Below are 13,374 nucleotides of genomic sequence, written 5' to 3' on the forward strand. Positions count from 1 at the left end.
ACTGTCTCTTCTCCGAGTATGCTAAAGTTAGTAACACACGTCAAGAAGTAAAACATGCCGTATTCTCCTCAACACATGGCTCAATATCTGCTCGCGCTCCAGAGAACACCTCGCAACGAACCTTAGATTCAGGTCTTCCCATCGCATGGGTGACTGGGGATGCGGTATATGGAAGCGCACAGCCGCCGTGGGCTAACCTGGAGGCTCTGAAATAGCAAACGTTGAACGTGTCATCACAGAAGACGCAGGGAAAAGACGTTCGGGCAAGGATATGCCCTCAATGCCGATCTTCGTCAAGCTGTCGATCAAGTGCGCGATAGAGCACGCAAAGGCCTTTTATATTCTCTATATTTGCTGGGTAATTTTTGGGTAATATAATATTACCCAGTTAGTTGATAGCTTGACGGAGGTGAGTTTGTATGCCGCGTCGCTTGATGGCACGTGTTATCGATAACCAGCTAACGTTGCCTTCATCATTGACATATATGCATGCAACACTTGAGGTTAACTCTTCTGCCTGGTTTACCTGGCTACAAGCTGAAGAGACGCATGCTTTTGCGTATCAGACCGCTCACGGGTCCTTTACAGCCAGGCGAGAGTTCCGCCAGGGCAATGGTTACTGGTATGCCTACCGCTCCCGCAACGCAAAATTGCATAAAGTGTATCTGGGTAAATCGGAGGAACTTACCCAACAGCGCTTAAGTGATGTCCTTAAAAAACTTTTAGAGCGCTCTGTTGGCATAAAAGATATTCTTCATAAAAATGATACACGGCTAGAGCAATTACATGCTTCTCTTCTTCTGGCGAAAGTAGACATACCTGCGGTTCCCGGTAACCTGGTTACACGTCCGCGTGTCATGCATATATTGCAGCGCGCGCTGGTATATCCAGTGACGATGGTGTGTGCGCCAGCTGGCTTCGGTAAGACAACACTGTTGAGTGAATGGGGTAACCGTAACAGGAGTTCAGTGGCATGGCTCTCTCTCGATAAAGAGGATAATGATCCACTCCGCTTCCTCGTGTATGTTGTCAAGGCGCTACAACAACTCTGTCCTGGAGTTGGCCAACAAGTACTGGCAGCTCTATCCATTTCATCCACATGTTCATTGACACATAGCTTGTATACGGTAATAAACGATCTGGCAGCCAGAACTTCCTCTGCCACCCTTATCTTTGATGACTACCAGGCTATTGATTATGAAGTTATTCACACCACTATTCAGACAGTCGCTGAACATCTCCCTCCACATATCCACTTTATACTTGCCTGTCGTAGCGTGCCCGCCCTACCGCTGGCACGATTGCGAGCAAATAATAAATTGGCAGATATAGATGTTACGACACTTCGTTTTACTCATGAAGAGGTAGACACGCTTTTTAACGTTGGGATGAAGCTACGACTTACTGCGGAGGAACGAGAAATACTATTTCAGCGTACCGAGGGATGGGTTGCAGGTCTGCGCTTGTTTGGCTTGGCAATGCTAAATAGATCAGGCTCCTCTTTTGCTGTTTCTTTGGCGACGGGCAATCGCTACGTTATAGCATACTTGCTTGAGGAGATATTCGATCACCTTCCCGTACAGATACGGACTTTTCTCTTACACACCTCTATTCTTGAGCGTTTAAATGGATCGCTGTGCAGGGCGGTCACAGAACAGGAGAATGCAGCGGCGTTATTAGAGTGGCTGATACAGGCAAATTTCTTTATTTCCCCCTGTGCGGAGGCAGGAAATGACTATCTCTATCATACCCTTTTTGCGGAAGCCCTGCGTCATAGGCTAGAGCTTGCTCATCCAGAACTCATACCTGTCCTCCATGTCCGCGCCAGTCGCTGGTTTGAGACTCATCACGCTCTCGATAAAGCCATCAACCATGCCCTGGAGGCACAAGATCACGAGTGCTCTCTGGCGCTCATCGAGCAAGTGGCACAGGAGTTTCTGGCAAAAGGTGAGATTGCCTGCCTACAGCGCTGGCTTGATGCATTACCAATTAAAGCGCTTTACACGCGACCCCGCCTTTGTATGGCGGCAGCCTGGATACAACTATTGACAACTCAGACAGGTTGCCATTCCTGGCTCGATGCGGCAGAACAGGCCATTAACCAGCAAACAGAGACGCTCCTTCCGACTGTCGCGCAGGCAATGACAAATGAAGTACAAACATTACGAGCTATTATGGTCATTGCCTGCAATGAATTTACGCGTGCTATTGAGATGTGCAGCCACATCCTCTCTCATCTGCCCGGAGAAAGGTTGTTTGAGCGAGGCCTGGCATTGTTCGTATTAGGGACGGCACATTTGCGAGGGGCCGATGTGCATATCGCGGTGCAAGCTCTTTCAGAGGCGAGTAGCCACATTCAGGCCTTAGGACATGATCTGTTGACGCAGTATATCATGGTCATCCAGGTAGAACTATATCGCATGCAAGGTTATCTCCTTCAAGCAACCAGACTTTGCCAGCAAATTATTAAGCATTCCCCACAGCAAGATGGGCAGCCTTTTCCAATGGTAGGTATTGCCCAGATATGGCTAGGTGACATTTTCCTGGAATGGAACGACCTGGAGCAGGCGAAACATCATTTACTGCTGGGATGGCAGATAGGGGAGCAAATCCATAGCAGACATATTACCGTGCACAGTGCTTTGAAGCTGGTTCACGTGGCGCAGGCACAGGGGGATATAGAGGAGGCAGAGCACTGGTTGCGCCAGGCAGAAGCGCTTGCCCAAAGAGCAAATATTATTGAAGAGATCGAAGAGGTAGCTGCTGTACGCGCCTGGCTTGCGCTACGTCATAATCGCTTACGCGAAGCGCTGTTATGGGTACAGGAACGTAACTTCTTCTGCGATGAAATATTTCATCGACAAGAGCAAGAGTATCTTATGCTTATCCGAGTAATGCTGGCAGCCGAGCAAAATACGATGAACGGGCAATACATACAGCAGGCTCATGCGGCGCTCATGTATCTCTATCGTTCGGCAGAGCAGGCAGGGCGGGTTCGCTCTCTTATAGATATTCTGATTTTACAATCTATAGCATTTTATATACAACAACAGATAGAAGATGCTCTGGCAACACTCACGCAAGCAATGCATCTCGCTGAACAGGGAAGACACATCTATCCTTTTGTGAGTGAGGGTGAGGTGGTCGAAAAGCTGTTGCGCCAACTCCTGGAACGACAACGTACACATAAATTCGGCGAGCAGCAGGTGAATCTGGCATATCTACGCACACTTATAGCCGCTTTTGAACAGCCTACCCTGAGGATCCAATTTGTGCCTTCTGTAGATGAACAACCTCTGTTCATCCCGCTGAGCTGGCGCGAACGCGAGGTGTTGTACTTAATGGCTGCCGGGCGCAAGAACCAGGAGATTGCTAGAGAGCTGTTCGTCGTCACCGGGACGGTAAAGGCTCATATCAACAATATTTATCGTAAGTTGAATGTGAACAGCCGAGTGCAGGCTATAGCACGTGCCAAAAAGCTACACCTACTGTAAAAATATACCTTTCACTTTTACCCTTTGGTAGATGTCTCTTACCAGACCGCTTGAGTATACTTCCTCTCATACACATTGGTGCGGCGTCTACTGGATTCGTGAAAGTTGAAAGGAAGAGTGTTATGCGTGACTCGGCTGCAATATCTCCTTCAAATTCTGATCTGCAAGGCTTAGAAGACGTCATAGACCAGACGAGAGATGAGTGGGATATCCCAGGTCTGGCAACAGCCGTGATCAAGGATGGCCAGGTGAGATTATCGCAGGGGTTTGGCAAGCGTTCTGTCTCAGGTAATCTCGACACTCGATTCAGAGTACACATTCCAGCACCTACATTATGATATCTTTCTTGTCTCATCAGAGCGTTTCCAACTTCATATGAAAGGCTCCTTTGCCACTGGCCTGGATGGCAATATCGAAAGTTTCTCCTTGCCTATCGAGCCAGGGTTCAAGCCGCTCGTCTTCACGCGAGTAGCAGATAAAAGCTTGTGAGAGAAAAGTGTTTTAGAGAAAGAGGAAGCGATATAATGACGAATACATCTGCATCTGTTACCGACACAGCATTGCAAGGATTACCCGAAGTTATTGAAGCGATCAGAGATGAGTGGAACGTTCCAGGTCTGGCAACAGCCGTGGTCAAGGATGGTCAAGTGATCCTTTCCCAGGGCTTTGGCAAGCGTTCTATCGTGGGTAATCTCGACGCTACTGATCAGACCCTCTTCGCTATCGGTTCCAGTTCCAAGGCCTTTACAGCGATGGCGATTGCGATGCTCGTTGATGAGGGCCTGGTCAATTGGGATACTCCCATCAAGCATTACTTGCCAACATTCAAACTCTATGACCCTATAGCGACCGAGCAAACCACAGTGATTGACCTGCTCGCCCATCGTACCGGCCTGCCACGCTATGACCTGGGGTGGTACAACGCTTCCCTTTCACGCAAAGACCTGTTCGAGCGCCTCCAATACCTGGAACCCAACAAGAAGTTCCGCGAGGTGTGGCAATACCAGAACCTGATGTACATGACAGCGGGCTACCTGATCGAAGCCCTGACAGGGCAGACCTGGGAGGAGTTTGTTCAGCAACGTATTTTCACGCCTCTGGGGATGACTACTAGCAACTTTACACCTAAAGACTCACAGCAGACCTCCGACTTCGCTCTCCCCTACCGGGAAGTCAAAGAGGAAGTGCAACAGATGGAGTTCTACGACCGTTTTCAGGCGGTAGGACCTGCTGGTTCGATCAACTCCAGTGTGCAGGAGATGTGTAAGTGGCTACAATGTCTCCTCAACAAGGGCAAATATGGCGAGACCTCCCTTGTTTCAGAGGCACAGTTCGCGCAACTTATAGCTCCTCATATGGTCATTCCCCCGAGCAACCGGCGTTTAAGAAACAACTGGAAACCTTTTATTACAATTATGGCCTGGGTTGGGGCCTGACGTCCTATAGAGGGCACACGCTTGTTGAACATGGTGGCAATATCGACGGCTTTAGTACCCTGGTAAGCTTCCTGCCCGATGACAATATCGGCCTTGTTACATTGACAAACCTTGATAGCAACCTCGCGACACAATCTGTGAACTATACGCTATGTGACCATTTACTTGGATTGGAAGAGCGCCCCTGGAGCACACGCAACAAACAATTCTTTCAAGGCCTAAAAAAGCAGGCAGAGAAGGCTAAGGAGAATAGCCTGGATACCCGTGTACCAGATGCGCCACTTTCGCACCCCCTCAAGGACTACACGGGCAGTTTTGAGCACCCCGGTCTTGGAGTATTTACTATCACCCAGGATGACGAGACGCTGAAGGGCACGTATAACGATACCGATTTCACATTCCAGCACTTGCACTACGATATCTTTCTTGTCACGGCAGAGCGTTTCGAGGTCCATATCAAAGGGTCTTTCGTTACGAATCTTGATGGCGATATCGAAAGCTTCTCTTTGCCTATCGAGCCAGACGCTAAGCCTATTGCCTTTATGCGGGTAGCGGGAAAACATCTGCAAGAGAAAAACATCCTGGAGCAATTCTGTGGCGCATATGAGGTCATGGACCAGACCGCTACGGTCGCCTTCAAGGGTGAACATATCCTCTCTCTAACGCTGCCAGGCCAACCCACATACGAACTAGAGCCGTATAAGGAAGATTCCTTCCGTGTACAGGGACTGAGTGGCTACAGCGTTGCATTCCAGCGCGATGAGGCAGGAGTGGTAACGCAGGCCCTACTCAAGCAGCCCTTCGGGACCCTGATAGCCACGAAAAAAGCAGAGTAGCAGTAGCAAATTGTCTATGTATTGCTATATGAAATGCACATAGGTTAAGGAACGACTCAGGTTCCATCTTCCCAAGAAGTTCTCAACATCATTACCAGGCCGCTTCATAGCAGATGGCGACCTGAGTCGTTATTGAAGCGAGTTTTACAGGAGGGCAGAGACGTAATGGCATACACATCACCGGCTTCTGTTACTGGCACAGATCTGCAAGGATACCCTGAGTTTGTTGAGGTAACTATGCAGGAGTGGAAGGTACCGGGAGTGGCAGTAGCAATTGTGAAGGATGACGAAATAGTTTTCGCGCAGGGGTTTGGTAAGCGAGACCTTGCCGAGAACCTGGAGGTCACGCCTCAAACTGTCTTCGCGATTGCCTCATGCTCCAAAGCTTTCACCAGTATGGCGCTGGCTATCCTGGTGGATGAAGGAAAACTTAGCTGGGATGAGCCAGTCAGAAACTATTTCCCAGCCTTGAGACTCTCTGATCCTACGATCTCCAGGCTTGTCACATTGCGTGACCTGCTCTGTCACCGTACGGGCATACCTGGATACGATCTTGTGACTCTTCACTCTTTGATGTCACGCAAAGAGTTGGTGGGGCGCCTTCAATACTTTGAGCCGAATAAGGGCTTTCGAACGACCTGGCAATATAATAATGCAATGTATTCCCTGGCGGGCTATCTTATCGAGGTGGTAACTGGACAAACCTGGGAAGCATTTGTGCAACAACGTATTTTGACCCCCCTTGGCATGACGAACACCTACTTCTCTGTACAGGATGTGCAGCAGGGGGCGGATTTTGCGCATCCCTACAAACTCATCCAGGATGAGCCGCAAAGAACTGATTTTTATACCAGGGAGGATGCTATCGGCCCTGCGGGTTCGATGAGTTCTACTGTACTGGATATGAGCAAGTGGCTACGTTGCCTCCTTAATAAGGGAAAACATAGTGAAGGTACGCTAGTGTCCGAGGAGCAATTCCGAGAGCTGACTTCTCCACAGATGGTCATGTCCGCATTCCCGCATAATCTCCCTAAATATCCCGAGGAGTTTTATTATAGCTACGCGCTTGGATGGTGGACGACATGTTACCGTGGGCATAAGCTTGTGCAGCACAGCGGCGGTATCAATGGCTTTAGTTGTTTAACGACGTTCCTGCCCGATGATAACATTGGTATCGTCGTACTTACAAACAGACAAGCTCACCTGGTACCAGTACATGGTATCTTTACCTATAATGCTGTCGATCGCCTGCTACAACTGGAAAACGTTCCCTGGAATGAGCGTACCAGGCAAAGCTATGACAAGCTGAAGGAACAGGAAGCTAAAAGCCAACAAGAAAGTCTCGCTACTCGTGTTCCAGATGCGCCGCTTTCTCATCCCCTCAGCGCCTATGCCGGGCAGTTCGAGCATCCTGGAGGTGGTACATTTACCATTGTTCAAGATGGCGACATCCTCAAAGGATGGCATAACGACCTGGAATACACCTTCCAGCACCTGCATTATGATGTCTTTCTTGTATTCCTGGAACATTATAACTTCTATCTCAAGGGTTCTTTTGTTACCAATCTTAATGGTGACATTGAAAACTTTGTGCTTCCTCTGGAGCCTGCTGCCAAACCGTTGGTATTTACGCGCGTAGTGGTTGAAGCTCCTGCTGCAAGCCTTTAAGGGTGCACAAGGCCAAACCACTATCATTCTAGACAAACTGGTCTACAACATCTTTATCTTTTCTTTTTTGTGCATAAGTGCAGTTCGAGAACATAAGGGGGCGTGATTATGCCGTATCGCAAATTTTTCCGGTCAGCGCTTCTTCCTTGTATTTTAGGGATACTTGCCATACTTGTTGTTGCCTGTAGCGGCGGTACAGGTTCAAGCAGCAATACAAACACTACGCCAGCACCTGACAGTAAGCAAATTTTCCGTTATCCAATCGGGCCATCGGACTTTGGTTCTCTGGACCCCGCTCTTGCTGTACAGAATACCGATATTTCTGCAATACAGATGATGTTCACCGGCCTGGTAGCGCTATCATCAGATGGGAAGGTTACAGACCAGCTCGCAAGCAACCATACTATTTCTTCGGATGGGCTTACCTATACATTCACCCTCAGGCCTAACCTGACCTTTAGTGATGGTACCCCGCTTACCGCTAACGACGTTGCTTACAGTATCAATCGCGCGTTGTTGCCCAGTACAAAATCACCCGCGGCCTCCTTTCTCAGTCCAATTAAGGACTTTACCAAAATTATTAGCGGGCAGCTTCCTACATTGATCGATGATAGCCTGATTGTGAAGGATGATCACACCATTTCTATCATCCTGGCTCAGCCAACAGCTTACTTTTTACAGTCATTAGCAGCTCTCCCAACTGCCTACACAGTCAATAAGAAGGTAGTGGAGAAATATGGTGCTAAGTGGACCGAACACCTGGGTGAAGGTGGAGGAACAGGTCCCTTTAAGGCTTCTAGCTACAGTCATAATAAAGGGCTTACCCTGATCCCCAATACGAACTATTATGGACCCAAACCACGCTTGCAGCGAGTAGAGTTGCAGCAGTCGGGTAGTACAGATACAACCTACAAATCCTATCAGGCAGGTCAGTTAGATTACGCAACTATTCCACTTGCCGACCTGGCAAATGCCAGGAAACGCCCAGATTACAAGCACACACCAACGTTAGGGTTGAATTATGTGCTCATGAATTACCTGGCAAAGCCATTCAACAACATCAAGATCCGCCAGGCCTTTGCACTTGCCATCAATAAAGATATTCTAGCTCAGAATGTGATGTACGGCTCAGTTCTTCCTACGAATCATCTCATACCTCAGGGTGTTCCAGGCTATAATCAAGCCCTGGCGGGACCCGCTGGTGTAACAAGCACGAAAGGTGATTTGCAGAAGGCGAAACAACTCTTTCAGGAGGGTTTACAGGAAGAAAACTATCAAAACGCCGCTGCGTTGCCGTCTATCACGCTTTCATATCTTGCAAGTAGCAACGATACGAAGAATCTTGTAACCGTCCTTGCGCAGCAGTGGCAAACAGCCTTTGGCGTCAATATGCAGGTGTCTAGCATGGAGGCCAGTGCTCTGGTTCAGGCTCAATTGGGAACGACGGGCAAATCCGGTCCATTACAGATATGGACGATCTCGTATGGCAATTATGCTGATCCTCAAGCCTGGCTTAGTACATGGTTTGCGAAAGGCGCTCCATTCAACAATGCCAACTATGGACAAAACACCTCTGGCAACGCCACCCAGCAACAGGCCATTCAGAGTGAGCTTGCCCTGGCCGACGTAAACCAGAATCAGCAAGAGCGTCTACAGCAGTATAGTTCAGCTGAACAGCATCTGGTTGACGATGTCGCTGCAATTCCTCTCTACCAGGTGGAGGCACATGTACTCATTAATCCTAAACTGCAAAATTATTTCCTGAACCCGCTTGTTACTATTGCACCGAATGACTGGGGCAACATCTACATGAGTCTATAAACACAATCTCTTATTGCTCTCTTGCCTTTCCTGGCCCGGTGCAAGGAGTTGGCAAGGGAGCAACATGTCCACATTTCAGGTAACTCTTCAGAGCACCTCTGCGTCACATGCACTTCGTTTCGCCACCTGCGGTGGCGAGGGGTCCTAAATAGTTACATCGCATACGGAAAAGAAGGGAACCCTAGCAGATATGGCCCGCACAACGATCACAGCAGTAAAAGTCGAACCTCTTAACATTCCATTGCGCGAAACATTTATCATTACCACTGGAAGCGTCTCTGAAGCACGTAATGTCCTGATCACGATTGAACTTGCCGATGGAAGCATCGGCTATGGTGAATGCTCTCCATTCGCTCCTAGTACAGGCGAGACACAGGAGACCGCCCTGGCGGCGGCGCGCACCTGCATTCCATGGTTAGAGGGGCAGGATGCCTCACGCTGGCGCCCGCTCTCTAAGCTCATCAAACATAACTACTACCATCAAAATACTGTCCGCACAGGTATTGAAATGGCTCTGCTTGATGCCCTCACACATTCGTATGGGATGCCTCTCTATGTTTTTCTGGGCAATGCCAGAACAACTGTAGAAACTGACATGAGCATTCCCCTGGCCACGCCTGAGCATAGCTACGAACTGGCACAGCAAATCGCAGCGCGTGGTATCAAATATATCAAAATCAAAGTGGGCGTCGACATGCAGGAAGATATAGCGCGTATCGAAGCCATTCATCGTGCAGCTCCTACACTAGCTCTTACGCTAGATGCCAACCAGGGCTATACCCCTGATGAGGCATTGTCGTGTCTGCGCCAACTTGAAGAGCGCCAGATTTATCCGATCTTGCTGGAGCAACCTGTATACAAAGACGACTTTGAGGGGCTGCGCTTCGTTACACAGCATACGTCTGTTCCTGTTGCGGCAGATGAAAGTGCCGCTAGCCTGGCTGATGTGGAGCGGCTGATTGCCATGAAGGCTGTGAATGTGGTGAATATTAAGTTGATGAAATGTGGCATTGTCGAAGCGTTGGATATTGCAGCCCTTTGTCGCGCAACCTCAACACAACTGATGATCGGTTCTATGATCGAATCGCGCCTGGGCACGAGCGCATCGGCACATTTTGTTGCTGGACTGGGTGGCTTCCGCTTTATTGACCTGGATGTACCTCTACTGCTAGCGGAAGATCCCTTTATGGGAGGCTATGTAGAGCAACAAGGGGGCATCTATGATGTCTCTGACATCGAATCAGGACTGGGCATAGCCAGGAAAGTCTGAAAAAAAGAGGGTCTGGCTCAAATTTGGTGATTGAAGACCTTATTACCAAAAGTGAGCCAGACTCCAAACGGTACCGCCGTGACTTCACGTCGTCCTAATTGTTCTCTCATCCTCAGTGAATGGCTGACTTCCAATCCGCGGTCTCAGGATGCTTCTTGTCATAGAATGGGCGGCGACTGCGGACGATGGGTATGGTAAGAAAGTTATACTTCTTCGGCGGCGATGTCGTGTCCCACTCCAGGGTAAAGCCGTCCCAGGGATCATTACCTACCTTCTGACCTGACTTCATGCTTGTGACAAAGTTGCAGAGGAAGACCATGACCGCGATACCAATCAAGAAGGCTCCAATTGTCGACATCAGGTTCAATTCGCTCCACCCTAAATTCGCTGGATAGGTGTAGACGCGACGCGGCATGCCCAGCAACCCCAGGATATGCATGGGGAAGAATGCAAGGTTCAGACCAATCATCAGCAACCAGAATTGAATATGTGCCAGCCTCTCATTCATCAATTTGCCGGTCATCTTGGGAAACCAGTAGAAGAGGCCCGCGAAGATTGCCATTACGCTACCACCGAAGAGCACGTAGTGAATGTGCGAGACCACAAAGTAGCTGTCCGTGACCTGGTAGTCAAAAGGCACAACAGCCAGCGCGGCCCCATTCAAACCACCGATGAGGAACATAGCAATAAAACCGAGCGCGAAGATCATAGGAGCTTTAAGGCTCAATTTCCCCTTATAGATCGTTCCCAGCCAGTTGAAGATCTTCACAGCGGTTGGTACCGCGATGAGAACCGTGCTGGAAGCGAAGAATGCCTGTGCGACAGGTGGCAGACCAACGGCGAACATGTGATGAGCCCAGACAGTAAAGCTTAAGAAGCCAATCGCCACACCGGACCAAGCAATAAAAGTATAACCGAAGATGGGTTTGCGTGAGAAGACCGGCAAGACCTCCGAGACAATACCGAAGGCCGGCAGGATCAGGATATACACCTCAGGATGACCAAATGACCAGAACAAATGTTGCCACAGAAGCGGGTCACCACCATAGGCAAACTGATAGAAGTGCGTCCCAAGATGGCGATCCAGCAGCAACATCAGACTCGCCGCCGTCAGACTTGGCATCGCGAATAATATCAGAAACGCCATGACCAGGATCATCCACGTGAAGAGCGGTATACGGTTAATGCTCATGCCAGGCGCGCGCATCTTCAGAATCGTCACAACAAAATTAAGCGATCCTGCGATTGAGGAGATGCCAAGCATTGTTATACCCAGAATCCAGAAATCCGCGTTCATCCCAGGTGTACACTGATAGGCATGGATGCCGCAGACCTTTGTCGTCAGACTCAAAGGAGCGTACATGAACCAGCCCCCATTAGGAGCCGCGCTCAACAGAAAGCTGGACTGTAAGAAGAGGCTACCAAAAAGCAAGAGCCAGTACGCAAAGGCATTCATGCGCGGGAATGCCATATCGCGTGCTCCAAGCATCAGAGGTACAACATAGTTGCCCAGCCCCGACAATATCGGCATGACGAATAAGAAGATCATCGTCGTGCCGTGCATCGTGAAAATCTGGTTATATTCTTCAGGACTGAGCACCTTCCCATTGGGGACCGCCAGTTGGGCCCGAATGAAGAGTGCCTCCACACCGCCGATCAGGAAGAAGAAGAAAGCTGTGATAATGTACATGATGCCGATCTCTTTGTGATCGGTTGTCGTGAGCCAACTACCAATATAGGTGTCGCTCCAGTGCCTCTCACGTACGCTCACTGACTCTCTATTACTAGTGCGAGTTGCCATATCTGATTTCTCCCAAACATCTCTTCTATACCAACACTAGTAACACCACATACTTCATTTTATCTTTTAAGTATAGTCAATGCAATCTCAAGATATTCTCTCCTGTGTTTTAAGGATCAGTCACGTAAAAATATCACTCAACGTGATTCTAGATGTTCCTAAAATGTTCTCACAATCTTCCTCACAGAAAAAGCTCAACCTAGTAGTCAAGAAGCGCACAACTCCTGAGAGCGACGATCTGTAGACACTCGAGGGCTTCGTCTTAGAGACGCAAAAGGATGATTGTCAGGATGAGTGGGAACATGTAGTTCTAGAGTGAGGAATAGTACCTTGGCGATCTTCTCCCGAAAGGAGAACTATCATGGCTCAATACTCAACAAGAACATCGGAACATCGTGACTTGGCAGAAGGACGTATTGCAAGCCCTATCCCTCTTGGGCTGAGCGTTCTTGCACTGACTACGGCTATTCTTGGCTCCTGGTACGCTGGTTTTATTCTTCCATTTGGAAATCAAGGCGCCCTCAGAGCTATTGGACCGATCATTCTTGTGGGAGGAATTGTTCAAATTCTGGCTGGCATGTGGGAGTTCCGCAAGGGAAACATGGAAGCGGCTACGCTCTTTACCTCGTATGGCGGCTTCCTCACAGCCCTTGGCGTGATCTTCATGCCAGGGTTTGGCATCTTAGCGAGCATGAGTGCAGGAGTGCAGCATCTCCTCTTAGGGCTTTTCTACCTATGCTGGACCATTCTTCTTGCGGTGACCTTCATTGGATCACTCAGGATGAATATGATCTACCTTGCGGCCGTTGGTTTGTTGTTTCTGGCCTACCTCTGTCTGACTATCGGGCACCTAACAGGATTTAACCGGGTATGGCTTGGCATTGGTGGTTGGCTGGCTATCATCTGCGCGCTCGTTGCCTGGTATGCGACGATTGCCAGTATGCTGCGCACGGCCGCTGGTATCACGCTGCCAACAGGTGGACGTGGACCTGTTGCAACTGAATAAGCACGCATCGATGCTCACAGTGTTTTCTCGTACGTACCTGGA

The 13,374-nt window shown here is 49.1% G+C and carries 8 protein-coding genes; 7 read left to right on the forward strand and 1 reads right to left on the reverse strand.

All coding sequences use genetic code 11. The features are described 5' to 3' along the window. Window positions 1-419 precede the first annotated feature (419 nt). The 6 genes from JMJ04_RS01370 to JMJ04_RS01390 all read left to right on the forward strand — a co-directional run bounded on the left by JMJ04_RS01370 (window position 420) and on the right by JMJ04_RS01390 (window position 10,525). Complete coding sequence (locus JMJ04_RS01370) at window positions 420-3,494, forward strand: winged helix-turn-helix domain-containing protein (RefSeq protein WP_201368778.1); 3,075 nt, start codon at window positions 420-422, stop codon at window positions 3,492-3,494. Window positions 3,495-4,018: 524 nt separating this feature from the next. After that, window positions 4,019-4,930, forward strand: a complete 912-nt coding sequence (locus JMJ04_RS46340) for a serine hydrolase domain-containing protein (RefSeq protein WP_268887320.1) — start codon at window positions 4,019-4,021, stop codon at window positions 4,928-4,930. After that, entirely contained in the window at window positions 4,927-5,766 is an 840-nt protein-coding gene (locus JMJ04_RS46345) for a DUF3471 domain-containing protein (RefSeq protein ID WP_268887346.1), read from the forward strand. Before JMJ04_RS46340 ends, JMJ04_RS46345 begins: the two co-directional genes overlap by 4 nt. 165 nt (window positions 5,767-5,931) lie before the next feature. After that, on the forward strand, window positions 5,932-7,434 hold the full coding sequence (locus JMJ04_RS01380; protein WP_201368779.1) for a serine hydrolase: 1,503 nt from the start codon (window positions 5,932-5,934) through the stop codon (window positions 7,432-7,434). Window positions 7,435-7,542: 108 nt separating this feature from the next. Beyond that, the gene (locus tag JMJ04_RS01385) at window positions 7,543-9,255 is read left to right on the forward strand and encodes a peptide ABC transporter substrate-binding protein (RefSeq protein WP_201368780.1); all 1,713 of its coding nucleotides are present in this window, start codon (window positions 7,543-7,545) and stop codon (window positions 9,253-9,255) included. A gap of 190 nt (window positions 9,256-9,445) precedes the next feature. Continuing rightward, window positions 9,446-10,525, forward strand: coding sequence for a dipeptide epimerase (locus JMJ04_RS01390; RefSeq protein ID WP_201368781.1), 1,080 nt, complete (start codon window positions 9,446-9,448; stop codon window positions 10,523-10,525). Between the two features lie 112 nt (window positions 10,526-10,637). On the opposite strand, the gene ctaD is transcribed toward JMJ04_RS01390, so the two are convergent. After that, a complete protein-coding gene (gene ctaD / locus JMJ04_RS01395; RefSeq protein WP_201368782.1) occupies window positions 10,638-12,326 on the reverse strand; it encodes a cytochrome c oxidase subunit I in 1,689 nt (562 codons plus the stop codon). 361 nt (window positions 12,327-12,687) lie between these two features. On the opposite strand from ctaD, the gene JMJ04_RS01400 reads away from it, so the two are divergent. After that, the gene (locus tag JMJ04_RS01400; RefSeq protein WP_201368783.1) at window positions 12,688-13,332 is read left to right on the forward strand and encodes an acetate uptake transporter; all 645 of its coding nucleotides are present in this window, start codon (window positions 12,688-12,690) and stop codon (window positions 13,330-13,332) included. The last annotated feature ends 42 nt before the right edge of the window (window positions 13,333-13,374 follow it).

The organism is Ktedonobacter robiniae, from assembly GCF_016587375.1.
Classification (GTDB): Bacteria; Chloroflexota; Ktedonobacteria; order Ktedonobacterales; family Ktedonobacteraceae; genus Ktedonobacter; species Ktedonobacter robiniae.

Excerpts from the sequence above, each read along its gene's own strand:
- JMJ04_RS01390 (WP_201368781.1), top strand. The coding sequence starts at position 9,446 with ATGGCCCGCACAACGATCACAGCAGTAAAAGTCGAACCTCTTAACATT.
- JMJ04_RS01400 (WP_201368783.1), top strand. The coding sequence starts at position 12,688 with ATGGCTCAATACTCAACAAGAACATCGGAACATCGTGACTTGGCAGAA.
- JMJ04_RS01380 (WP_201368779.1), top strand. The coding sequence starts at position 5,932 with ATGGCATACACATCACCGGCTTCTGTTACTGGCACAGATCTGCAAGGA.
- JMJ04_RS46340 (WP_268887320.1), top strand. The coding sequence starts at position 4,019 with ATGACGAATACATCTGCATCTGTTACCGACACAGCATTGCAAGGATTA.
- JMJ04_RS01370 (WP_201368778.1), top strand. The coding sequence starts at position 420 with ATGCCGCGTCGCTTGATGGCACGTGTTATCGATAACCAGCTAACGTTG.
- JMJ04_RS01385 (WP_201368780.1), top strand. The coding sequence starts at position 7,543 with ATGCCGTATCGCAAATTTTTCCGGTCAGCGCTTCTTCCTTGTATTTTA.
- ctaD (WP_201368782.1), bottom strand. The coding sequence starts at position 12,326 with ATGGCAACTCGCACTAGTAATAGAGAGTCAGTGAGCGTACGTGAGAGG.